Origin of the sequence: Paenibacillus urinalis (assembly GCF_028747985.1) — a bacterium.
In the GTDB taxonomy this organism is placed as follows: Bacteria; Bacillota; Bacilli; order Paenibacillales; family Paenibacillaceae; genus Paenibacillus; species Paenibacillus urinalis.
The window spans coordinates 1,164,231-1,186,971 of sequence record NZ_CP118108.1 but is presented as its reverse complement, the minus strand read 5'-3'; the positions used below and the strand labels follow the sequence as shown (position 1 = coordinate 1,186,971).

Genomic DNA, 22,741 nt, shown 5'->3' with positions numbered 1-22,741 from the left:
TCATTATAAATCGAGCTGTCAAGACTGTGAACCTCATGACAACAGACCCCCATCGCTGAGAGTCTGTCGTTACAATACATATGCACGAGTCTAGTTTAAGAAATGTACCATTTGGTGAAGCGCTTCTCTATCTGATGTATGCTCATTATAGGGACTGTCGTCGACAGCATAGCCAAGAACAACACCAGAGCGGATAATCAGATGATCCGGAATCGACAGCTTCTCTCTAAGTATTTGGGGATAAGCAATCGAATTAAAGGCAGGAACACTCTGCACATGATGATGCTCAGCGGCCAGCACAAGATATCCGGCGAAGGTGCCCAGATCCATGGTCGACCAATCCGTAAGCGATCGCTCCTGACAAATAATAACCAGGGCTGTTCCATCAAAGAACGAAATGTTATTGCGTCGATTCAGCTCTCTTGCCTTCTCATCCTCACGATTGATCCCCATACACTCAAACATATGTATGCTGTTACGGATGCTGCGCTCCTGCATATATTCAGGCCATTCCTTCGGAACAGGAACATCCGTATTGTATGGCTCTGAACGATCAAACGCAGCTAAATAGGCCTCTCTGACCGCTTCTAAGGTGCCGCCTGTAGCAATAAATACCTCCCAAGGCTGGGTATTCGCCCAGGATGGTGCACGCAGTGCATCTGTTAATATATTCTCAAGGGTCGCCTGCGGAATAGGCTTGCTCTTGTCAAATTTACGGTGAGACTTTCGGCTCTGGAACAGGTTCTTACTCTCTTCATGATGGTTCACTATTGGTTCTCCTCCATTCCTATACTCTATATCTCTGGAATTGACGATTCTTCATGAACGATAATATATACAGACAATAATTACAAGCACACACAGTCCCAAGTTGTAGTATACTTGCTCATGTTATTTGTTATTTCATCTATTCCTAATGTTGATTCGTTACAATAATGACTCCAAGTGCCTGCCTACTTGTCATGAGAAACAACTATTAGGAGGTTATCTACTATTGAAAAAACCTAGAATCGAGGAGCTGACACCTCTACGGGGACTCGCGTTCCTCGCGATTGTGATGCAGCACAGCCTCGCGGAATATATATACCGGGCGGATATACTTGCGCCAGATTCCACCATGCTTATGATTGTGTATCATTTGACAAGGTTCGGTACACCGACATTCGTGTTCCTGTCCGCCGTACTTCTGTTCTATAACTATGAGAAGAAGCTGCACTATTCAAGCTTTATCCGCAAAAGATTCGGAGATATTTATGTCCCGTTCCTGTTATGGACAGTTCTATACTGGCTGAGTGTAAGACTGACGGCTGGCACCAACTGGCTGAGTGCTGACACCTGGACAAGCCTTGTTAGTGAATGGTTTGTTCCTCAAGCCGGTTATCAGCTGTGGTTCGTCATCATGGTATTCCAGTTCTATCTGCTGTTTCCGCTGTTCCGGAAAGCCGCTCTGTTTCTGAAGAGCAGACTGACTCCTCTCGATCCGACGCGGCAGAACCGTACGGTTGTTACTATTATCGTACTCACTGGCGCTGCCTATGCTTATCTGTTATACCTGTCTTATTACGAGATGGGCGCTTGGGCAGCAGAAGCAGGCGGGATAACCCAAACACTGCTAGGGTACAGATCTTATTCTTTTATTATGTATTTCTTTTATTTTATTCTTGGTGCACTGGTTGCCTTCATGCTCGAAAAATTTCGCAAATGGATACTCAAAATTATGCCCTGGACTGCGTTCCTGTCCATCGCCTTATTCACACTGCTCGCTTATGATGTGCTTCGCGGCTCTTCTGATGTGATGAACCTGAACATATCTACCTATTTGAAGCCTCAGACCTTTGCTTTGATTTTGACACAGATGTTCCTGCTGTATGGATTCATGCTTGTCATCTCGCCGCAGAGCCGTTTCCGCAAGCTGTTTACATGGATCGGAAGATATTCATACGGCGGTTATCTTGTCCATGCCATGGTCATTTACGGCATCGCATTCTTCACTAGACCAATGGAGCTGTCTGGATATCATTTGCCGGTAACGATCGTCACATTCCTGCTTACCGTCATCGTATCGCTGCTCATCAGCTTCGGCTTGTCCAAGCTGCCTGGATCAAGGTATCTGGTAGGACTTGCGCGCAGACCTAAGAACAAGACCGCGAGAGACAAGGACAAGACGGTCCCGGCAGAAGGTGCTGTGCTCTGAGTTAAGAAAAATGCATCATTTTCTTGTTATTCTTAATCTGCACATGCAGATTTCCCTAGTAATTAAACATCCCCTTCAAGCTTCGTCTGTCAATGTATGACATTCCTGCTTGAAGGGAATTTTTTATTTAGACTTTAGCTATGATCATGCTTAAGGGCTTCTTTTCCCGGCGCCCCATCGATCTTGATCTTCCGATGGATAAACTTCTCCAGATCAGGTGTTAACTCTTCCTTCAATTTATCCACCAGCTGTTTCTCGGATACACCTTTTGATTTGGCGATTTCAGCCAGTGACTTCCCTTGCCGAAGCTCTTGGTTAAGCTGATCCGGCGTCAGACCGAGAAACTTGGCAATTTCCTCGCGATTTAAACGATGTCCTTTGCCATGATGTGCATGCCGCCCGCGAAGCTCACTGAGCGGAGTGTTGATCACTTTGGCGAGCCGGGCGTGAATATTTGATTTCATCGTGGTGCCTTGTTCTTTCGTGAGGCAGCCTTCTTTGACCGCGGCATCCACCCGCTTATCGATAGCAGGAATAAGCTTCTTCTCGAGCTGCTTGTCTGTCATTCCCTTCGACTGCGCAATGCTTACAATCGTCTTCCCTTGTTCCATTTGGGATGCCAGTTCCTTCAGATCCATATTCAGAATCTTGGCTGTCTCATCCATGAAATAGAGGTGATGTCCTTGACCGCAATTTGCATCTACCTCAAACTCGGTAAATACCGGATCCGGGGTCTTTGCTTCCTGTGCTTCGGCCCCTCCTGCATACCCTGTCATAATCGAAATCAGAAGAGCCGCAGAAGCGATGCGCGAAATATATTTGTTCATGTGTTTGTCCACCTTTCTAGCTGCAATAAATTGTCTGCACTTCGTTAGTGTGGACGAACACACCCTTTTTTATCCATTGCACATGAACAACCTGAATTACAAGCTCAAGTACCCGAAGGAAAACGAATAACAGCCTCCGTTCCAATCCCCTTCTCGCTGCTATATTCTATACTTCCATCCATAGCCTCAATAATCCGGAATGTCACCATCATGCCGAGCCCCGTACCCTTCGTTTTATTGGAGAAATAAGGTTCACCGAGTCTCATGAGCTCCTGCTCATTCATCCCTATTCCGGTATCCTGTACATGAATAAAAATTTCCTTGCCTCTCGAATAAGCCTTGACTCTAACCTCGCCGCTGCCCTGAATTGCCTCTATGCTGTTCTTGAGAATATTAATAAATGCTTGCTTAAACTTGGAGGTGTTTCCCCGAACCCACAGGTTCTCAGGTACATCCATCGTAATGACACAGCCCTCCAGATTGGCCATCGGAATCAGCACACCTTCGATGTGATTGAATTCTTCCGCCAGATTAATAAGCCTGATCTGATCAAATTCCGGCTTGGCAAAGGTCAGAAAATCATTAATAATCTCGGATGCCCGATCGAGCTCCTCAATCGCGATGCTGACATATCTTCGATTCCTCAAATTCTCCTGCTTGCTCATCAGCTGCAGAAATCCGCGGGTTACCTGAAGGGGATTACGCACCTCATGTGCGACAGAAGCCGCTAATTCACTTATAATCTTGATCTTTTCCGAGCGCTGCAGCTCATTATTAAATACTTCAAGCTCTTTCGTATACAGCTCTACTTGCTCATGCTTACCCCACAAGGGATTGGTCTTGATGATCACTAGAGTGACGGTAAATGCAAGCATCCCCCACTTGATCATCCAGAAGTCATACCAATTCAAGGTGTAATATAGAATCCATTCGACAACGGCAGCGACTGTAAATATTCCAGAACCGCATGATAGCAAATAGGCTTTACGGTTCCCCTTAAGTGCCTCCAGGATGGCAAAATAGGTCAGCAGAATAAGCTCTACAATAAATACAACGCCGAACACAGGCCGGGTCAGGAATTCATAAAACGCATAGATGACATCCCCCGTTAATGCATTGACGACTCTAACCAGCATGCAGAATGCGATGTATACCAGCATCGATTTCCACAGTTTATTGATTAATCCGCCTGGTCCAGGTCCGATCATCTGTTCAAAACAATAGGCCAAGAGCGGCAGCAGCAGAATCAAAGCCGCTTCGAAGCCTGTAACCAGAATCTCGCTGTAATCAGGGTACAACGTATATAAAGTCGGCGAATACAGCAAGACAGCCAGCCCGAAGCAGATAATGACCCCCATCATTGAGGACCACTGTCTTGTATTCACCCGGGTCATAAATAAACAGGTTACCGCAATAAGGACGGCAAGCAGAAGCAGGATACCACCTATCAGGACCGACGATAAACCATCTCTAAGATACATGCCGCTTAAGTCTATATAAGACCCTGTCCATGCGTCCTCGCTCAAGCCTACTGTTCTATCACTGCTGTGTGTCCAGATGTACACGACTTTGCCTGCATCCTCTTGATCGAGAGACAACAGAATATGATTCCGATCAAACGGATAATTATTGGATTGTCCTATTACACGTTCTCCGTCTATATAGATATCAATTTGCTGTCCATAAATATATTCAAGCAGAAGTCCCGATCTCTCATCTAGATCGGCTGGCAGCTTGATTCTGGTCCATGCGGCATGAACCGTAGATGGATCCATCTCATCAGCAAAATAGCTGTCATCAATCGCTGTCCACTTATAATTCCCCTCCATCAGCTCCTCATAGCTGAGGTTGACACTGTCATTAAACCAGAGCATGTCCCGCGACAATTTCTGTATATCCTTCTCCTGTGCGTGCAAGACTGCTTGCGGCAGGATGAAGAGTACCCCTAGTAAACACAAGATGATAGCCGCCGATACTCTGGGCCCGATCTTCATTAGAACACCTCAAGACTCGATAAAATTAATATACATCCTTATTTTTCCACACTTTATTGATATCTACAATACTATTCTCTCGCTCATCCCGAAGTCTCTCGCGCTCTGCTTCATACTGATTCTTGATCATTTCTAGTTCCCTCTGTTCTGCTTCCTCCCGGTATTCAAGCCAGACCAGACTCTCCTCATCCTCGTAGATGGTCCATATATCTGAGAATAGGTAGTCCTTGATCTCCACAATCCTGCCGTTCCATAAGCCAGAAGACCAGTAGAGGCCGTCAGGTTTACGAATGACCGTCCGTGAGTATCCAGGTGTAGATGCTTTTTGACCGATCTTGATTGATCCGATCATATTCGAGAATGTACACCATTCCATCACCTGTCTTCCCCCATTCCTAATGACTCTCTATATTTTATAGCTAACATGGATTTTACGAAACTATATTCATTGTATTCAATTGATTCGGGAGCGAAAGCTCGGTTTAAGAAATAGTCAAGTACGTTGATCAGACCTCTCAAATTCATGAAGGAGGATAAAAAAAATGAATAACACACATCGAAATGTGGAAGTCGAGCACAAGGATGTTCAGAAGAAATCTGATTCCAGCTTAGTCGCATCTACATTTATCAAATACGCAGCTTATATCATCCTATTTTTCGGATTCCTATACTTTCTCGTTAAATTTGTATTCCCCATGTTCTAGATGGACACGCTATCCGTAACTATGAACTGCTATGCATTGCATGAAGATGATAAGACTAAGGAGAGATATCACATGAATAATAGACCACATACTAACGAAGCCGATTTTGCCTATGACCGTTATAAATCCATGCAGGAGCCGGATCCGCTGAATACCGTACCTGAAGATGATTTGGATTATGTAAATACGTATACAGAGCAAACCGTAAGTCTTGATGAAGACACGACACCGCTTGATGCCGAAACGGCTCAAAAGGAACCGATGCAGGATGTGCGCAGCGCCTCTTCCATTGAATTTGCAGCGGACGAGGATTTCATGGAACGGCAGGATGTGCTGATCCGATCCACCGAGCCCGACCTTACTTCCGTACCTGATGCAGATGATATCGATGCAAACAGCCCGGTGGATCCGGCTGCTCCAGACCCGGATGCCATGCATGGTACAGATCTGATCAATGGCGCCGGCGGAAGTCCGGAGAAATGAATAAAAAATAAGATAATGAACAAGCTGTTGCGGTGTCTTCATTTGCAGCAGCTTGTTTTTTTGTTCCGTCACACTCCTCTCCTCTTCTACAGCTATGACATTTTCGTGTCTATTCCGATGAGCGTTTCTAAATGGATTAAAAAAAGGTATGATGAGAACATATTCAAACTATATCAAGGAGGAAACAGCATGTTGTTCAGATCCAAAGGCTTCAAATTCCTCTTGCTCCTGACTACGCTTGTCGTTATTCTGGCAGGGTGTGGAAAGGATACTGCAGAGAATGACGAGCTTGAGTTTGGAGGGATTGGTGTTCCTGACCCTGAGAAGTCTCATCCGGTTGCTACCATTGAGCTGTCCAATGGCAAGCAGATCGTAATGGAACTCTACCCTGAAGTTGCGCCAAATACGGTGAACAATTTCATATCCCTTGCCAACAGCGGCTTTTATGATGGAACGATCTTTCACCGGGTTATCCCGAACTTTATGATACAGGGCGGCGATCCAGAAGGAACAGGGACCGGCGGTCCTGGTTACAGCATTAAGGGCGAGTTTACCAGCAACGGGGTGAAGAATCATCTGCTGCATGTTCGCGGTGTCGTATCCATGGCACGATCCAATGACCTTGATTCGGCTGGGTCCCAATTTTTTATCGTACAAGCCGATTCAGAGCATCTAGACAATACTTATGCTGCCTTTGCTAAAGTGACTGAAGGCATGGACGTTGTTGATGAAATAGCCAATCTTGAAAGAGATCAGAACGACCGTCCGACTGATCCGCCCGTGATGACCAAGGTTACTGTTGACACACTGGGTGTTGAATATCCAGAACCGGAGAAAATTCAATAGAAAAACAGCAAAAAGACCGGACTCCTTCGTTTGTCCGGTCTTTATTACGTACACCATTTATCCCGTATCATCACCATATTAAGCTAATCCATCCCATGATCGAAATCCAGAGCGGTACACTGAGCAGGATGCCCCACATTAACCCTTTCAATAGCTGCGTGTTTAGTTCCAATAGCAACGACCCCTTCACTGTTTAATTAGTCGTAGTATCGGTGTTCAAAATGAGCTATATACTCTAGTTCGCTTATTTTCTTCCTCTACTTTATATTACACCAATTTTTAGAAAGCGCTATCATTAATTTATTTCTATTCCACTTTCCTGCTACTTATACTTCCAATCCACCCTGTGTACCTGTTATAATTTTGCGACGATGAAACGGAGGGATCATCATGGTCAAAAAAAGAAACACGCCGTCCCGGCAGTCGACTAACCGTACTTCGAGCCGTGAAGAATCCGGAGCAGCGACGCTGAAGGACATGCTGAGCGATGAAGTGCTTGGCAAGCTCAAGGCGCAGGCTAAGGAAATTAAGGCAGCCAATCAGCAGCGACAGGAAGAAGCTCGCCGGTTGGCAGAAGAGAAGAAAAAGGCAGAGCAAAAAAAACTCGACAACAACTTTGAATATCTTCTAGAGAACAGTAACCTCGATTGGCACAAATATAAATAAAATGCGGAATCCCCAAGCACTGACCTGTGAAGACAGGCTCTGTGCTTGGGGATTTTGCAAAATGTTGCACTCCCCCTCTTCCCTATGATTCAACCTACCGCTGCCGGGGGTATTTCTACGTTAGAAAGCTTCACGAATAATAGACTATGGATTAGGGAGGAATCGTTATGCCGAATCTTCGATTTGAGAATAAGATTGCCATTGTGACCGGGGGAGGTTCCGGCATAGGGCAAGCCGCTGCCCTTCGATTGGCAGAGGAAGGTGCGCACGTATTTATGCTTGATCGAACCGTCGAAAGAGCAGAAGAAACCAAAAGTAGGATTGAGCAGAACGGCGGAAGGGCTGAAGTCATTGAATGCGACATCGCGAAGCCCGAGATGGTGGAGAATGCGATTAACACCGTTGCAGAACGGGCAGGTCGAATTGATGTTGTCTTCGCCAACGCCGGTGTAAACGGAAAAATGGCGCCGATTGAAACGATGGAAATCGAAGATTGGGATCAAACGATGTGCATTAATATGAGAGGTACGTTCGCCACGGTTAAATACGCGATACCTCACATGAAGGAGAATGGCGGAAGCATCATTATTAACAGCTCCATCAATGGAAACCGCGTATTCTCGAATATTGGCTTCTCTGCTTATGCATCGACAAAGGCCGGTCAAGCTGCATTTATGAAAATGGCGGCACTGGAGCTTGCCAGATATAAAATCAGGGTCAATTCTGTTCATCCCGGCGCGATCGACACGAATATTGATTCCAAGACGGAGCGCTCTGAGGATCTGGATCAGGTTCAAATTCCGGTCGAATTTCCTGAAGGAGATCAGCCGCTGGCCGGTAAGTCAGGCAAGCCTGACCAAGTCGCTTCTCTGGTCTTGTTCCTGGCCTCAGATGAAGCCTCCCATATATCCGGCACCGAAGTCTATATCGATGGAGCAGAATCCCTGCTCCGCGGATAATAAGACAAGACGTATAGAAGAACCTCCATACCTGCTGCAATATCGCAGCGAATATGGAGGTTTTTTTGCTGTAAGAATTGCAGGCTAGAGTGATACATGATCCTTGCTTACCGTCTTGCTTGAGGCACGTGAGGGCAGATAGAAGAAGAGGATATACATCATGGTAAATAACACGAATGCGACCCATTCTTCGACAAGAATATAGTAAGGATAAGGTCCGAGCATATCTAATATAGAAGGTGACTCCGGCTTGTGGGACAGGAACATATAATTCGCCCCGAATACTTGATTGAAGCACCACACGATGCCAGCAATAAGATTAAGCAGCAGCATAGAGAGCGGAACCGAGGTTATCGTGAGTCTCACCTGCTCAATCCAGGTCATATATAAGGCGGCAGCAATAATAGAGCCGTGCGCGATGAAGAATTGTATAAAGCGAAAATGAGGGAAGGTATATACCAAATCAGGCGTTAGTAATGCAGCCAGCGCACCGCAGATTCCAGCATAGAACACAAGCATGTACAGCACGCGATTTCGGGTCACCAGCATAACACATGACAGAAGAAGCGTAATGCTGCATAGCTCCAGCGGCAGCGTGTAAGCCGGATCCCATAGATCATAGATCTGATACCATACTTCAAGCATGAGCTGCGATAGAATCAGTAGTGACAGCAGTATGCAGCGCAGTATTTTTCTAGCCGATACGGAGTTCCTCAGCTTCTGTCGATACATAAACATCGCGAGCAGAAGAACAATAATGACAGCTACTGCTCCTGCATGAGCAAGAGACATGAATTCAAACCTCGGTGCATTATAAGGATTGAAGATGGATAGGTCAGCAACAATGGTATGCAAGGATCTCTCCTCTTCCTTTCGAGAATAAAGTTAATTTGATCATAATGGATCTCCATGAGGATGGAAAGCCATCATATAGAAGAAACTCATAGAATTAAACATGAAAAAAAGACAGTTGACATATTATCAGTTTAATTATAAACTGAACTCAATAAGTTTAGTTCTAAACTCAAATTTCTATTGAAGGAGGAACTTGGATGAATGAAGCAAACTTCACTCCTCCTCACCTGTCCAAACCGGAGGAACGGCTCGGTCTGCTGCTATGGTTCCGGCTGTCCCGCATCTATAACCATAACATCCGGGAAAATAATCAGCATTTGAAGGCCTGGAATTTATCAACAGCTCAATTCGACGTCCTTGTTCAGGTGGGCACTGAGGAGCGGATGTCACAGCAGGAGCTGGCGAACAAGCTGCTTGTTACTAAGGGCAATATTACTCAGCTATTGAGTAAGATGGAGGATTTAGGTCTGATTCAACGGGAAACAGACTGGAAGACCAAATATGTATCTCTTACCGATCAAGGCAGAGCATTATATGAAGAGGTTGTGCCAGCACAAGAGCAATTCCAAGCATCCCAATTCAGCAAACTAAGTAAAGACGAGCGTAAGGAGCTGCTTAAGCTGCTCAAGAAGCTGCAAGACTAACTGCTCATCTGCGTGTATTCTGGCGGATTTTTTATAAATTACAATGTAAATTATGGGGAGGTTATCTTATTATGACGGAACTCGCTGCAATCAAAGGAATCCATCATGTATCTGCGCTTACAGCCAAGGCACCAGAAAATTTCGAGTTTTACACCAAGACCCTAGGTCTGCGTCTCATCAAAAAAACGGTGAATCAAGACGACAATTCGATGTATCATCTATTCTACGGCGATGAAAAAGGAAATCCCGGTACCGAGCTGACCTTCTTCGAAATGCCAAATGCGGGACAAACACGCACAGGGACGAACAGTATTTCGGCCACCTCTCTCCGGGTGCCCAGCGATGCCTCCCTTGCTTATTGGAAGCAGCGTTTTGAGGAACTCGAGGTCGATCATGATGAGATTACGGAACGCGCTGGACGCAAGACACTGGCTTTTCGTGATTTTGAACAGCAGCGCCTCATTCTTGTCTCCGATGAGCATAATGAAGGGGTCGCCGGCGGAGTACCTTGGGAGAAGAGTGTCATTCCTCAGGAGCATGCCATTGTAGGACTCGGACCCGTGCAGCTGACCGTAGAACAAGGCGAGCATACAGCAGCTGTACTGATCGAAGTGCTGGGCTTCCGTCACAAAGGAAGTTATCCTTCTAATGTGCCTGGTCAACCGGATATTGAGGTATACGAGGTTGGGGAAGGCGGCAGCGGTACGGAAATTCATATTGAAGAAAGAACGGATCTGCCGGTTGAACGTCCCGGACGCGGAAGTGTACACCATGTAGCTCTGCGTGTAGAGAATGAAGATCAATTGAAGGCGTGGATCCCTCGTATCAACAGCTATGGCTTTCCGAATTCCGGATTTGTGGATCGATTCTATTTCAGATCCCTGTACTTCCGTGAAGGTAACCGCATCCTGTTCGAGCTGGCTACGGATGGTCCGGGCTTTGATACGGATGAGGATATTCTCCATCTGGGAGAATCTCTAGCCCTTCCGCCTTTCCTTGAAGAAAGTCGCGGTGTGATTGAGAAGATGCTGAAACCGCTGAATACCCAACAATCTTAAAATAGTTAAGAGTTATACGCAGCCAATGCACCAAGGCATATTAACCAGTTATATGGTTGATGTGCCTTTTTTCCAAACATCTCTGTCTCTCTCCTCTGTGGACATCTTATATTCATTGAGTGTGAACGCCTAGTCCTGTCCAATTCACTGCGCACTGCATATAATAATAGGAACAAAGTCGACCCTATCTGCTTTTTTGTGAAAATCTTGGATACTTTGAGGTATACTAGTAGTGCTTGTTTGCAATCCAGTGATGTACACCCCGGCAAGCACATCATAACCGTTTCCTATTGGAGGGAATAAAAGTGTCAGGATTAATTAGAACTGAAAAAGATTTTATCGGCGAAAAAGCCATCCCTGAGAATGCCTATTACGGTATCCAAACGATGCGCGCCGTCGAGAATTTCCCGATCACAGGAGTTCCTATTGAAAAGGAATTGATCACTGCATTAGCTGCTGTCAAAAAAGCTGCTGCTGCGGCCAACATGGATTTAAAAATGCTTCCTCAGCCGATCGGCAGTGCCATCATTACCGCTGCTGAAGAAGTCATGAAAGGCCAGCACCTTGATCATTTCATCGTCGATTCCATTCAAGGCGGCGCCGGCACCTCGATCAATATGAATATGAATGAAGTTCTCGCAAATCGCGGTCTCGAGCTGCTTAATCAAAATAAAGGCGACTACTTCCATTGCAATCCTAACAATCATGTAAATATGTCCCAATCGACCAATGATGCCATTCCAACAGCTCTCCGTATTGCAGCTTATCGCCTTAGCGAGCATCTGCTGGGTACGATGAAGGAGCTTGCAGAGGGCTTTAAACGTAAAGAGAAAGAATTCGACGATGTCGTTAAAGTCGGGCGCACCCATTTGCAGGATGCGGTTCCGATTAAGCTCGGACAAGAATTTGGCGCTTATGCGAGAGTACTCACTCGTGATATCGAACGGCTCGATCATGCAACCAAACGTCTACTCTCTATTAATCTTGGAGCGACCGCTGTTGGTACAGGACTAAACGCCAAAGTTGAATATATCGAAAAGGTAACCAGCCACCTGGCACAAATCACCGGACTCCCCCTCTATACAGCGGAGGATCTGGTGGATGCTACCCAAAATACAGACAGTTATCTTGAACTCTCGGCAGCTCTCAAGGTCTGTGCCGTGAACATGTCCAAGATCTGCAATGATATTCGTATGATGGCTTCAGGACCAAGAGCGGGATTCTCCGAGCTGCTCCTGCCGCCGAGACAACCAGGCTCCTCCATTATGCCAGGCAAGGTAAACCCGGTCATGGCCGAAGTGATGAACCAGATCTCGTTCCAGATCATCGGTAACGATCATACCATTGCGCTGGCCTGTGAAGCGGGTCAATTCGAGCTGAATGTCATGGGACCGGTCATCGCCTTTAATCTGCTTCAATCTCTGAAAATCATGAATAATGGCATGAGTGCCTTCCATGACTTCCTGGTGAAGGATTTAGAGGCCAATCGCAAACGAATCAAAGAAGTGCTCGATCAAAGCTTCAGCATGATTACCGCACTGAATCCACATCTCGGATATGATGTAGCGGCCGGTGTCATTAAGGAAGCTCTGCGTACAGGCTCCACCATCACGGCCATTATTCTGGAACGCGGACTGCTGACCCTGGAGGAACTGGATGAAATTCTTCATCCAGAACAAATGACGACACCCGGCATTGCCGGAGAACGTTTCCTGCATATGAATTAATCCACAGCTATACCCCGTCTTCCTTTCGAACGACGAACTGGACGACAAGTTTAAATAAGTCGTGTTCTCACTTACGAGAATACGGCTTATTTTCCGTATTGGATTGTTATTTAAGCCCTCTTCTCCCCATACATATGATTAGGAGAGAAGGGAGATATCGCCCATGATAACTACGAACGAGCTGTATCGAAAAACGCTACTTACGATTGCCGGCAATCCACGTATTGAACGGCTTACGATAAAATACGGAAGATCGCTCGCGAGACGATTTATTGCCAGTGAACACTTGGATGGTGCTCTTACGGAAGTGCGGAAACTAAATGAAATTGGAATCATGGCTACTCTGGATCATCTTGGCGAGGGCATTCAGCAGCTGGAACAGGCAACAGGCTACCGGGATGAGTACATTCGTCTCATCGAAGGGATATCGAAGAGCAAGGTTCAATCCAACGTTTCTTTGAAACCAACCCAGATGGGGCTCGCGCTGGATCCGGAAGCATGCTACCAGAATATTCGGGCTGTCGCTCGCGAGGCTAAGTATCATCGTAATTTTGTCAGGATTGATATGGAGGATTCGCCTTACACTGAAGCGACTCTTCAGATCGTGGAGAGGCTTCATCGCGAGGGGCTCACCAATGTCGGTACTGTAATCCAGGCCTATCTGTTTCGGACGGAAGCGGATGTACAGCATTGTATTGAGCACCATATTCCACTTCGCCTGGTTAAGGGCGCCTACAAAGAACCTGCTGCCATCGCTTATCAAAATGCAAAGGATGTACGCAGCCAGTTTGAGCGTATCATTCAGCTGCATCTGGATCAGGACGTTTATACGGCAATTGCTTCGCATGATGATCGGATCATTCAATTTACGAAGAGATACGCAGCGGAGCATAGCATTTCCAAGGAACGATTTGAATTTCAGATGCTCTACGGGCTGAGAATGCAGGAACAAGAACGGCTGGCGGCCGAAGGTTATCGGGTAAGATGCTATGTACCCTATGGGACGATGTGGTACCCGTATTATACGAGGCGGCTTGCGGAGAAGCCGGGCAATTTAATGCTGGTGTTGAAGAATATGGGCAGATGAGGGTAGTTCTGGAAGGGCTTGCCGCGGGGCTCTGTTAGCGAAAAGAAACTTGCGGGCTGGCCTGGGGGGCTCTATAAGCGAATGTTCGTCCGATCGTTCTTGGATTGGAAAGCTTTGAATTATTCTAAGCGGTTTTCTTTCCAATCCAAATACGAACGCTGTCGCTTCTACCGAATCATTTCGCTTACTGAGCCTGGGGGCCAGCTGGCTGGACAGTGCCCTTCCCCTATTCTTCTCTTGGGGGAGGGCTTGTTAGGTGTCCGATGTTCTTATTTCATCGGACTCTTTGGTTTGGATAGCTCGCGGGGGACACTCTGGGAGCAAAGATAACTGCGGCTGGCCTTGGGGGCTCTATAAGCGAATGTTCGTCCGATCGTTCTTGGATTGGAAAGCTTTGAATTATTCTAAGCGGTATTCTTTCCAATCCAAATACGAACGCTGTCGCTTCTACCGAATCATTTCGCTTACTGAGCCTGGGGGCCAGCTGGCTGAACAGTGCCCTTCCCCTATTCTTCTCTTGGGGGAGGGCTTGTTAGGTGTCCGATGGTTTTATTTTATCGGACTCTTTGGTATTGTTAAATTATACTATAAAGGAAAAATACAGGAGTATTTGTAGCTGCGTTACGATATCATCTCTATCAAAAATATGCAGGGCAACTAAATCATGAAGTGACTAATAGAACATGAAGGGACTAATAGAGCATGAAAAAGAACAAGTATAAAATCCTATACATAAGTATCATCTCTTTTATTGCTTTGATCTTGATTTTGTGGAGTATGTCTATTTTAAACCGTAGTCGCCCTTATCATGATACCCCATCTCAAATTACTGAAGAAAAGACAACCTAACTAACTTCAGATCATTGAGTACTAATTCTTTTCAGTATGAAAGCGTCGATCATATGGATCAGTTAGCAGAGCTTATTATTATTGGTACACCTACAAAAAGCTTTATCGATAGAGAACATAAGATTACACATTATGGAGATGGCGAAGTTCAAGACTTCTACACTTTAACTGAGATACAAATCGACAAGATCCTTAAAAAACCGGATGATTTACCTCAAGATCAAAAAACGACATCCATCATTGAACCCATTGGTTTAGATGGAGAGACCAAATTGATCGTTGACGATTATGTAGAACTTCAAAAAGGAGATCAAAGTGTCATTTTCTTAGTGAAAAATACGTTTGGGGATTACGGTATTATGAACGAAAATCTAGGTAAGTACAGCCTGGATCATCCAGAGGTATCAATCAGCAGAATGTCTGAGGAGTCTTCACGACAGTCAGAAGAAAATGAGACAGATAAATATATTAACTACCGTGAAGAAGTATTCAAAAAATATAATATTGAATAACCATCAAACAACAAACGCTGATTCATGTTCAAATTAACGTTTGTTCTCAGGGGGGAATCTATACTTTTAATTCGTATAATGTCCTTTATATAACCATTGTCCATCAACTAATTCAAAATGCATATATATAGCCACGTGCCCTTCATGGTGAACATTAGCGAGAAATACTTCGACTTCATTTTCATTCGTTTGATGATATCCCCGGTATTCTAAATTGCCTATTTCAATAGAGGACAACATCGAAACATCCTGCTTGTGGTCATCGTCTTTTAGTGTATAAGTTTCTTCCTGCTCGTCGAACTCCATTGTAGGAACAGAAAGGGATTCTAGGGTTACATAATCTTTGTTATTCATCGCACCAATAATCTTAAAAGACGCATTCAGTGTTCCTCTAATCACATTCATATGTTTCTCAGAAGGAGCCATTTTAGAAGCGTCAAGCTCTTCTATTAGTTGTTGATTCTCGGTCTGTAAATCTTGAATTTGTGCTTCATGCGTCACTGGTGATACTTCACTATTACTACAAGCAGATAAGATAAATACAATAAATAACATAAAATATATGTTTTTCATGTTTTACCTCCTTTTAAAAAAACAATAACATACACTAAACAAAAAGGATGAAGAATTTGTAAGTTCTTCATCCTTTTTGTTTTTTATAAGAACATGATCTAAACTCAATGAACTCATTGTTTTGACGCTAGCATCATTGTCAGCTTGTATCTGAACGCCTGAATAAAATGGTATTGAGTCTTAATTAATTATGATCTGCAGCTAACATAAATCTCTGATTAAATTTATTAATAACTTTCATAATGTAAGCAAGGAGTAGTATGCTTAACAGGATCATGTACATATAAGAACGACCTACGCTCCATGAATCCAATATAGAATAGGATGATCTTCGCTATGCAAGGCATATTACGTAAGCATAAAACGGCACGCCTGTGCCTAACACTGCTCACTGCTCTACTCGGCGGCTGGGTTTTTGCTCTGCTTCACATTCCGCTCTCCTGGCTGCTGGGTCCAATGGTATTTGTACTGATCGGCTCTAGTAAATGGGCAGCCCAGTTTGAGTGGAACGCCTCCCTGCGAAATACAGGAATGATCATCGTTGCCTATACGATGGGCTTGTCCTTCACTCTCTCTGCGATTAAGGAAATTACCAGGCATCTGCCGACGATGCTCCTTATGACGGTGCTGTTACTCCTGTTGTGTGCTGGCATGGCCGTTATTTTGTCCCGACTGACGCGAACCGATTTCTTGACGATGCTGATGGGCAGCATCCCTGGCGGCTTAAGCCAGGTCGTTACCCTTGCGGAAGAAACCAAAGGGGTTAATGTCACGATCGTTACCGTTATGCAGGTCATTCGTTTATTTACCATCATCATATCCGTTCCCGCCCTGCTCTTCAGCCCTATTATTGGTCAGACTCATGAGCATTCAGGTTCAGATGGTGCTGGTCTCAGTGAAGGAGCTGCTGCGATAATGGGCAGCGGTCAAAGTATTATTTTGAACTATGGACTGTATGCTGTGGTCTGTATTGTGTGTGCTTGGGGAGCCAAGCAATTAAAATTCCCAACTGCGCCGCTGCTCGGCCCCATGATCGGAACCGCATTGCTGCAAATGACGGGTCTAATTGGCCCTATTCTGCCTCCTGCGGCTATTAACGGAGCTCAAGTGCTTATTGGTGCATATCTTGGTTTGCTGCTCAAGCCCGGTCAGTTTACGCAGAGATTTAAAATTCTGTCCCTTTCCATTACTTCGAGTCTGCTGCTTGTCACTGGCGCGGCAATACTTAGCTTCTTATTGTCTGTGTTTAGTTCTGTCAGTCTTCCAACTGCGCTGCTCAGCCTGGCCCCTGGAGGAATGGATCAAATGAGTATTATGGCGCATGAGATCGGTGCAGATCTGTCCATCGTTGCTGTCTATCAGTTGTTCCGTCTGCTGTTTATTTTTTTTGCAGTTCCTCCCGTACTGAGAATGATCATAAGCTATGTACACAAAAGGAACCGTCTAGTGACCGAGGAGCATCTTTAATTGGATGGCATTTCTAAGCTGATTCATTTGGATCTCCTTCATAATCAGAAGGGTCTCCGCTTCCTGCACACGGATGAGGCGAAAGGACAGATGAGCTCCTGGAGGAAGCTGGGCAAGGAGTCCGAGATCTACACTTGCGACCTGCGCTATTCGCGGATATCCTCCCGTGGTCTGCCGGTCAGCCAGCAGCACAATAGGTTCTCCCACTGGCGGCAGCTGAATGGTCCCTTCACTTACCCCCTCCGAGAGGAGTTCGAGTTCACCTTGAAGTTCCAAGGGGCCCTCCGTGCCTCGAAGCCGGTATCCCATCCGATCTGAGCTTGGTTCAATTACATATTTCTGTTGTTCAAATCTGTTCTGACTACGCGCTGACATCCATGTATAATGATATCCTTCCACGACCCTGATGACATTGACTCGGGAATAAATAAGAGACGGATCGGCGAACCAAGATGTTGTAACATACCCGCTATGCTCCTCTCCTATATCAGCTATTATCTGCTCAAGCAAACGACTGCGTACTCCAGGTTTATGAATGGAGATCGTATCTCCTGACTGCAGCATCCTGCCCGAATAACCGCCCAGCTCACCTCTTACATAAGTACTCCGACTTCCCATAAGAACAGGAACATCCATCCCCCCGGCAGCGGCAATGTAGGCCCTGCACCCTCTCTTGCTAGAATAATCGGGGCCTCTGAATTTGATCCTGCTTCCTTCGTTTATAAAAAGCGGCCTCCACAACGGCAAGGCCTCACCGTCCATGACCGGTTTAAGGTCCCCTCCGCAAATGGCAATCAGACCCGAGTGCTCCATTCTGAATTCAGCTCCGGATAAAGTCACCTCCAGCACTGCGTCTGTCTCTTCATTACCCACGAGCATATTCGCGATTCTGGCCGCATCCTTGTCCATGGCACCTGACACAGGAACACCGTATTTTTGAAATCCCCATCTGCCCAAGTCCTGTACTGTCGTCAGCATCCCGGGCTTTATCACACGAATACTCACCCTTCACCGCCTCCTTGAATAAATGGAAAATTACCGTTCATGGATTCACCGTACTCCTTCTCCGTTATGGCCCGAAATTTCACCCGATCTCCGGCTTGAAGCAAGGAGGGTTCCTTCTCCATCGGATTAAACAAGGACAGCGGCGTCCTGCCGATAATCTGCCATCCGCCAGGCGTAGACTGTGAGTACACACCTGTCTGCCCGCCCCCAATACCGACGCTTCCTGCCGGGATCTGCAAGCGAGGTGTGACTCTTCTTGGTACAGTAATACTCGAATTCATCCCGCCGAGATAAGGAAAGCCTGGTGAGAAGCCGATCATATATACCGTATACTCCGGAGCTGTATGCTCTCGGATCACTTCTTCAGCAGATAGTCCTGTATGACGTGAGACCTGCTCCAAGTCTGGGCCCGCTTCTCCTCCATACCATACGGGAATCGTAATCAATCTTGGCTCTTCACGCTGAAGTGGAGCAGACTTGCCGAGCAGAGCCTTAACATAGCTCCTAACCCGCTGTGATGGGGAAATATACTTCCCACTTGGGCCGAACCCCTCGTCATATAGAGGCTCAGACTTAAATGCCCCACTTGTGTCACGCATTACGACGATAGGGTCGTAATGAACGGTAATGCTAGAAAATGCAGGTACACATTCAAGCATGCCGGGAAAAGGCTGCGCCTCCAGCTGGATCAAGCATGTACGCACTTGCTCGTGAATAACGGGATCAATTCTTTGATCAAATGCAATAAGGATTGCTGAATCACCCATCGAGACCATTTTTGGCTCTGTTAGCCGGGCCGGATACTGGTTCATTTACCGCTCCCCCATTCTTCGGACCTTGATTCCCTGTATGTCAAAAGCCTCCCTTAATTGCAAAGCATGCTCGATTGCCTCCGGTGTGTCGCCATGAATACATAATGTGTCAGCCTTGATCTTAATGGGGGTTCCTTCCCGTGAAATGACTTCCCCGGATTGTATCATCCGCAGTGCCTGCCGCACACAAGTGGAAGAATCGTGAATGACTGCTCCCTTAATATGCCTCGGGGTCAACGTCCCCCCCGCTTCATAGGTACGGTCAGCAAAGACCTCACTCGCTGTTCTGATACCGACTTCCTCTGCGGTATGAATGGAATGGCTTCCTGCCAGCCCGAACAGAATCAGACTCGAATCCACACGATACACCGCTTCCGCAATGGCTCTTGCGATCGGTTCCCGCTCAGCGGCCATATTGTACAGCGCTCCATGAGGCTTCACATGAGACAGTACGGCACCTTCTGCCTTAGCAATCGCAGTCAGCGCACCGATCTGGTACAAGGTCAGCTCGTATACCTCCTGAGGCGTCACTGCCATTTCTCTTCTGCCAAAGCCGATGAGATCCGGCAGACCTGGGTGCGCCCCAATTGCAACTCCATGAGCTAATGCCAGTTGAACAGCCTCTCTCATCTTCCCTGGGTCCCCCGCATGATAGCCGCAGGCAATGTTTGCGCTCGTTATGTATTTCATGATCTGGGCATCAGAGGATGAAGGATACACTCCATATCCCTCCCCCAGATCGCAATTAAGATCAATTCGGAATTCACGTGCTGGTTGGTTACTCATACACAAATACAGCCTCCTGACACGAAATCAATTTCCTTCTCATTACTTTGATTCATCATATCAAATTAGGGCGTACATGGCTCTACAAGCATCTTTATTTTGATTTCGAGAGAATTAGCAGTACACTAGAAGAGAACCATTTTTACCAGGCAGGAATAAGGAGGATATTTCAATATGGACTTTCAAACCAAACTCAATAACTATGCCGAGCTGCTCGTTAAGGTCGGTGTCAATGTACAACAAGGACAAACCGTCGTGCTCAATATTTCGATTGATTTTCCTGAGCTTGCTCGTGCCATTGTCCAAAAATCGTACGAAGCCGGTGCGTATAAAGTCAAAGTCAACTGGTCAGATGATGCCGTATCCCGAATTCAATATGACATGGGATCTGAGGAGTCGTTCCTGGATGTTCCTACGCATGCTGCAGCAGAACGGATCGAGCAGGCCGAGAATGGGGCTGCCTTTATTACGATCAAATCGGATGATCCAGATCTGTTAGCAGGTGTGTCATCACAAAAAATCATTAACGCTAACAAGACAGCAAGCAATGCCCTTACCCGTTTCCGCCAGCTGACGCAATCCTTCAAGGTAAGCTGGACACTCGGAGCAGCTCCTTCTGCAGGATGGGCAACCAAGGTGTTCCCTGATGTGCCGGAGGAAGAGGCTGTGGCGAAGCTGTGGGACGCGATCTTCCAAATGGTTCGTGCCGATCAGCCGGATCCGGTTGCTGCCTGGGAGAAGCATGTTGCTACTCTAAAAGAAAAATCAAGCTATCTGAACGACAAGCAGTACAAGCAGCTTCATTTCATTGGTCCAGGAACCGATCTTAAGCTCGATCTGCCTGAGAACCATGTATGGCTTGGCGGCAACAAAGAGAATGCAAAAGGCGTATGGTTTGTACCGAACCTGCCAACCGAAGAGGTATATTCCGCTCCTTTCCGTACAGGCGTAAACGGCACTGTGTCCAGCACGAAGCCGCTCAGCTACAGCGGAAATATTATTGATAACTTCACTTTCACGTTTGAGAACGGACGCGTAACCAAGGTTACAGCTGAGAAAGGTGAAGAAACCCTGAAAGGCCTTGTCGGAATGGACGAAGGCTCCCACTATCTTGGAGAAGTGGCATTGGTTCCGCATCATTCACCCATTTCGGACTCCAACATTTTGTTCTACAAAACACTATTTGATGAGAATGCCAGCTGTCACTTGGCGATCGGCAGTGCTTACTCGGCCTGTGTTGAAGGCGGTACGGAGCTCTCTCCAGAGGAGCTGCGTGAACGCGGTCTGAACACAAGTGCGGCACATACCGACTTCATGATCGGTTCCGGTGAGCTCGACATTATCGGAATTACGAAGGATGGCAAGGAAGAGGCAGTCTTCAAGCAGGGCAACTGGGCATTCTAATGATGCGGTAGAGCCGCTATTTTGAAGTCTGTAAACTTCATCGAAACGATAGTAGTAAGACCCGATTCACAGCTGACTTGTGTATCGGGTCTTATGATTTTCGAGAGAGTATTTTTTTATTTATTCGAGCGATCAGGACAAGATTTGGATCAGGACGAGATTTGGATCAGAGCAATGCGCTCCAGACCGCTTTCGTTCAGTAATACTTCATTTGGAGATGTATCAGCTCGGCATCAATCTGCATATTCGCGTTATTTCAGCTTCACAAGTGACTCCGTTACTCGATTCCAGCCCCACTTGACCCCCCCATGCAGAGGAATCCCTCCATACCATACCTCTTCAGTTGAGTCCGGCATATAATGAACGCTCCCGCCCAGCACCTTCTCGCCTTGCTCTGTTATGGTGAGTACAGCCTCCTTAAAACCTGCAGGGATGAACTGATAATCCGGGAAGCGATCACTTCCTGCCAATTGCAGCACAGGAGCGGAACCAGCAGCCATTCGTCTCAGAATCGACCAAAATTCAAGATCGCCCATGCCAAGAAGATGCAGTCGATCTCCGACCTCCCTGAACAGCGAATGCGGTCTTCTCCCGCCGTTCTTTAAGGTATTGAGTACTTCTTGCTCAACACAGCCAAGCCCATTTTGAAACGAAGGAAGTCTAGATAAATGAGCAGTAAAGGCTTTTTTGGCAAATGGAAGAATCGAAGTCTCTTCTTCGGTCTTCTCCAGCAACTGCGCTAACTCACTCGGGTTGGACGAGATATACGCCCTCCACCACGCGCTTCCCAGCTCAAGCTCATCACGGCTCAGCAGGTGCCATGTCCCGGATAAAGCTTGGAGCTCAGGTGGAGATAATTGTCCCAGTCCTCGAAACAATGGAATTCCAGGATAAGATCCAATGCTGAGCAGATTCAGCTTAACACGGACCGTGTCATTCTGTTGAAACCAGTGGAGCAGATACGCAAGTATCGTCTGATCGAACAAATCATGCTCGAACCACAGCACCACCTCATCAAATGCAGCGAGCCTCTTCAGCACAAGCTCCTGACTTCGACACTGGGCCATATACTCTCCTGCTGGAATACCAAGGAGGCGTTCCAGGGCTTCTGCCCGCAGAGAGGAATTCACCTCATCCTCCATATGCTCAAACAAGGGTCCGCACGAGTAGATTTCGCGCCACACCAGAATTTCGCCTTGTATTCCAGACTGTTTCAATTTATCTGCGACAATATCACCATTCACAATATGCAGCATGTTGGTTCCTCCATCATATAAGCTCTTTTTGAC

The 22,741-nt window shown here is 46.4% G+C and carries 23 protein-coding genes; 13 read left to right on the top strand and 10 right to left on the bottom strand.

The genetic code is table 11. The features are described 5' to 3' along the window. Window positions 1-90 precede the first annotated feature (90 nt). Window positions 91-768 carry a nitroreductase gene (locus PUW25_RS05245; protein ID WP_205053944.1) on the bottom strand — a complete coding sequence of 226 codons (678 nt, stop codon included), beginning with the start codon at window positions 766-768 and terminating at the stop codon, window positions 91-93. 226 nt (window positions 769-994) lie between these two features. On the opposite strand from PUW25_RS05245, the gene PUW25_RS05240 reads away from it, so the two are divergent. Then, window positions 995-2,194, top strand: a complete 1,200-nt coding sequence (locus PUW25_RS05240; protein WP_274338200.1) for an acyltransferase — start codon at window positions 995-997, stop codon at window positions 2,192-2,194. 134 nt (window positions 2,195-2,328) lie between these two features. Here the strand turns inward: PUW25_RS05240 and PUW25_RS05235 are convergent, their stop codons facing one another. The 3 genes from PUW25_RS05235 to PUW25_RS05225 all read right to left on the bottom strand — a co-directional run bounded on the left by PUW25_RS05235 (window position 2,329) and on the right by PUW25_RS05225 (window position 5,394). Continuing rightward, a complete protein-coding gene (locus PUW25_RS05235; protein WP_052512004.1) occupies window positions 2,329-3,021 on the bottom strand; it encodes a hypothetical protein in 693 nt (230 codons plus the stop codon). Window positions 3,022-3,125: 104 nt separating this feature from the next. After that, window positions 3,126-5,015, bottom strand: a complete 1,890-nt coding sequence (locus PUW25_RS05230; RefSeq protein WP_274338199.1) for a sensor histidine kinase — start codon at window positions 5,013-5,015, stop codon at window positions 3,126-3,128. Window positions 5,016-5,040: 25 nt separating this feature from the next. Further along, window positions 5,041-5,394 carry a hypothetical protein gene (locus PUW25_RS05225; protein WP_238546392.1) on the bottom strand — a complete coding sequence of 118 codons (354 nt, stop codon included), beginning with the start codon at window positions 5,392-5,394 and terminating at the stop codon, window positions 5,041-5,043. 163 nt (window positions 5,395-5,557) lie between these two features. Between PUW25_RS05225 and PUW25_RS05220 the strand changes: the two genes are divergently transcribed. The 5 genes from PUW25_RS05220 to PUW25_RS05200 all read left to right on the top strand — a co-directional run bounded on the left by PUW25_RS05220 (window position 5,558) and on the right by PUW25_RS05200 (window position 8,673). Beyond that, window positions 5,558-5,719, top strand: a complete 162-nt coding sequence (locus tag PUW25_RS05220; RefSeq protein ID WP_177178795.1) for a hypothetical protein — start codon at window positions 5,558-5,560, stop codon at window positions 5,717-5,719. 72 nt (window positions 5,720-5,791) lie between these two features. Next, a complete protein-coding gene (locus tag PUW25_RS05215; RefSeq protein ID WP_047912260.1) occupies window positions 5,792-6,202 on the top strand; it encodes a hypothetical protein in 411 nt (136 codons plus the stop codon). A gap of 189 nt (window positions 6,203-6,391) precedes the next feature. Continuing rightward, window positions 6,392-7,048 (top strand): peptidylprolyl isomerase, encoded by a 657-nt coding sequence (locus PUW25_RS05210; RefSeq protein WP_047912261.1) that lies wholly within the window; start codon window positions 6,392-6,394, stop codon window positions 7,046-7,048. 390 nt (window positions 7,049-7,438) lie between these two features. Continuing rightward, entirely contained in the window at window positions 7,439-7,714 is a 276-nt protein-coding gene (locus PUW25_RS05205; RefSeq protein WP_047912262.1) for a YqkE family protein, read from the top strand. A gap of 167 nt (window positions 7,715-7,881) precedes the next feature. Next, entirely contained in the window at window positions 7,882-8,673 is a 792-nt protein-coding gene (locus tag PUW25_RS05200) for an SDR family oxidoreductase (RefSeq protein WP_047912263.1), read from the top strand. Window positions 8,674-8,757: 84 nt separating this feature from the next. Here PUW25_RS05200 and PUW25_RS05195 read toward each other — a convergent pair whose 3' ends face one another. Continuing rightward, on the bottom strand, window positions 8,758-9,528 hold the full coding sequence (locus PUW25_RS05195; RefSeq protein WP_238546393.1) for a YwaF family protein: 771 nt from the start codon (window positions 9,526-9,528) through the stop codon (window positions 8,758-8,760). Between the two features lie 197 nt (window positions 9,529-9,725). Here PUW25_RS05195 and PUW25_RS05190 point away from each other — a divergent pair, with 197 nt between their 5' ends. The 5 genes from PUW25_RS05190 to PUW25_RS05170 all read left to right on the top strand — a co-directional run bounded on the left by PUW25_RS05190 (window position 9,726) and on the right by PUW25_RS05170 (window position 15,405). Continuing rightward, window positions 9,726-10,172: a MarR family winged helix-turn-helix transcriptional regulator gene (locus tag PUW25_RS05190; protein WP_047912264.1), complete on the top strand. Its 447-nt coding sequence runs from the start codon at window positions 9,726-9,728 to the stop codon at window positions 10,170-10,172. A 71-nt stretch (window positions 10,173-10,243) separates the two neighbouring features. Next, window positions 10,244-11,230: a ring-cleaving dioxygenase gene (locus PUW25_RS05185; RefSeq protein ID WP_047912265.1), complete on the top strand. Its 987-nt coding sequence runs from the start codon at window positions 10,244-10,246 to the stop codon at window positions 11,228-11,230. Between the two features lie 299 nt (window positions 11,231-11,529). Then, the gene (locus tag PUW25_RS05180; RefSeq protein WP_370510357.1) at window positions 11,530-12,957 is read left to right on the top strand and encodes an aspartate ammonia-lyase; all 1,428 of its coding nucleotides are present in this window, start codon (window positions 11,530-11,532) and stop codon (window positions 12,955-12,957) included. 163 nt (window positions 12,958-13,120) lie between these two features. Next, entirely contained in the window at window positions 13,121-14,044 is a 924-nt protein-coding gene (locus PUW25_RS05175; RefSeq protein WP_047912266.1) for a proline dehydrogenase family protein, read from the top strand. A 902-nt stretch (window positions 14,045-14,946) separates the two neighbouring features. Next, complete coding sequence (locus tag PUW25_RS05170) at window positions 14,947-15,405, top strand: hypothetical protein (protein ID WP_274338198.1); 459 nt, start codon at window positions 14,947-14,949, stop codon at window positions 15,403-15,405. A 66-nt stretch (window positions 15,406-15,471) separates the two neighbouring features. Here the strand turns inward: PUW25_RS05170 and PUW25_RS05165 are convergent, their stop codons facing one another. Next, window positions 15,472-15,978: a hypothetical protein gene (locus tag PUW25_RS05165; protein ID WP_274338197.1), complete on the bottom strand. Its 507-nt coding sequence runs from the start codon at window positions 15,976-15,978 to the stop codon at window positions 15,472-15,474. A 336-nt stretch (window positions 15,979-16,314) separates the two neighbouring features. Here PUW25_RS05165 and PUW25_RS05160 point away from each other — a divergent pair, with 336 nt between their 5' ends. Next, window positions 16,315-17,445 (top strand): AbrB family transcriptional regulator, encoded by a 1,131-nt coding sequence (locus PUW25_RS05160; RefSeq protein ID WP_047912268.1) that lies wholly within the window; start codon window positions 16,315-16,317, stop codon window positions 17,443-17,445. Here the strand turns inward: PUW25_RS05160 and PUW25_RS05155 are convergent. The 3 genes from PUW25_RS05155 to PUW25_RS05145 are packed head-to-tail and all read right to left on the bottom strand — an operon-like array spanning window position 17,422 to window position 20,048. After that, window positions 17,422-18,450, bottom strand: coding sequence for a 5-oxoprolinase subunit C family protein (locus PUW25_RS05155; RefSeq protein ID WP_047912269.1), 1,029 nt, complete (start codon window positions 18,448-18,450; stop codon window positions 17,422-17,424). The genes PUW25_RS05160 and PUW25_RS05155 overlap by 24 nt on opposite strands. Next, window positions 18,447-19,262, bottom strand: coding sequence for a 5-oxoprolinase subunit PxpB (pxpB, locus tag PUW25_RS05150; RefSeq protein WP_047912270.1), 816 nt, complete (start codon window positions 19,260-19,262; stop codon window positions 18,447-18,449). Before pxpB ends, PUW25_RS05155 begins: the two co-directional genes overlap by 4 nt. Then, entirely contained in the window at window positions 19,263-20,048 is a 786-nt protein-coding gene (locus PUW25_RS05145) for a LamB/YcsF family protein (protein ID WP_047912271.1), read from the bottom strand. 174 nt (window positions 20,049-20,222) lie between these two features. Between PUW25_RS05145 and PUW25_RS05140 the strand changes: the two genes are divergently transcribed. Next, on the top strand, window positions 20,223-21,452 hold the full coding sequence (locus PUW25_RS05140) for an aminopeptidase (RefSeq protein ID WP_047912272.1): 1,230 nt from the start codon (window positions 20,223-20,225) through the stop codon (window positions 21,450-21,452). Between the two features lie 251 nt (window positions 21,453-21,703). On the opposite strand, the gene PUW25_RS05135 is transcribed toward PUW25_RS05140, so the two are convergent. Beyond that, entirely contained in the window at window positions 21,704-22,708 is a 1,005-nt protein-coding gene (locus PUW25_RS05135; RefSeq protein ID WP_047912273.1) for a DUF1835 domain-containing protein, read from the bottom strand. Window positions 22,709-22,741: the final 33 nt, after the last annotated feature.

What these genes read in the sequence shown, in the direction of transcription:
- PUW25_RS05235 (WP_052512004.1), bottom strand. Translation starts at nt 3,021, where the DNA reads ATGAACAAATATATTTCGCGCATCGCTTCTGCGGCTCTTCTGATTTCG.
- PUW25_RS05230 (WP_274338199.1), bottom strand. Translation starts at nt 5,015, where the DNA reads ATGAAGATCGGGCCCAGAGTATCGGCGGCTATCATCTTGTGTTTACTA.
- PUW25_RS05220 (WP_177178795.1), top strand. Translation starts at nt 5,558, where the DNA reads ATGAATAACACACATCGAAATGTGGAAGTCGAGCACAAGGATGTTCAG.
- PUW25_RS05215 (WP_047912260.1), top strand. Translation starts at nt 5,792, where the DNA reads ATGAATAATAGACCACATACTAACGAAGCCGATTTTGCCTATGACCGT.
- PUW25_RS05210 (WP_047912261.1), top strand. Translation starts at nt 6,392, where the DNA reads ATGTTGTTCAGATCCAAAGGCTTCAAATTCCTCTTGCTCCTGACTACG.
- PUW25_RS05205 (WP_047912262.1), top strand. Translation starts at nt 7,439, where the DNA reads ATGGTCAAAAAAAGAAACACGCCGTCCCGGCAGTCGACTAACCGTACT.
- PUW25_RS05200 (WP_047912263.1), top strand. Translation starts at nt 7,882, where the DNA reads ATGCCGAATCTTCGATTTGAGAATAAGATTGCCATTGTGACCGGGGGA.
- PUW25_RS05190 (WP_047912264.1), top strand. Translation starts at nt 9,726, where the DNA reads ATGAATGAAGCAAACTTCACTCCTCCTCACCTGTCCAAACCGGAGGAA.
- PUW25_RS05185 (WP_047912265.1), top strand. Translation starts at nt 10,244, where the DNA reads ATGACGGAACTCGCTGCAATCAAAGGAATCCATCATGTATCTGCGCTT.
- PUW25_RS05175 (WP_047912266.1), top strand. Translation starts at nt 13,121, where the DNA reads ATGATAACTACGAACGAGCTGTATCGAAAAACGCTACTTACGATTGCC.
- PUW25_RS05170 (WP_274338198.1), top strand. Translation starts at nt 14,947, where the DNA reads ATGGATCAGTTAGCAGAGCTTATTATTATTGGTACACCTACAAAAAGC.
- PUW25_RS05165 (WP_274338197.1), bottom strand. Translation starts at nt 15,978, where the DNA reads ATGAAAAACATATATTTTATGTTATTTATTGTATTTATCTTATCTGCT.
- PUW25_RS05160 (WP_047912268.1), top strand. Translation starts at nt 16,315, where the DNA reads ATGCAAGGCATATTACGTAAGCATAAAACGGCACGCCTGTGCCTAACA.
- pxpB (WP_047912270.1), bottom strand. Translation starts at nt 19,262, where the DNA reads ATGAACCAGTATCCGGCCCGGCTAACAGAGCCAAAAATGGTCTCGATG.
- PUW25_RS05145 (WP_047912271.1), bottom strand. Translation starts at nt 20,048, where the DNA reads ATGAGTAACCAACCAGCACGTGAATTCCGAATTGATCTTAATTGCGAT.
- PUW25_RS05140 (WP_047912272.1), top strand. Translation starts at nt 20,223, where the DNA reads ATGGACTTTCAAACCAAACTCAATAACTATGCCGAGCTGCTCGTTAAG.
- PUW25_RS05135 (WP_047912273.1), bottom strand. Translation starts at nt 22,708, where the DNA reads ATGCTGCATATTGTGAATGGTGATATTGTCGCAGATAAATTGAAACAG.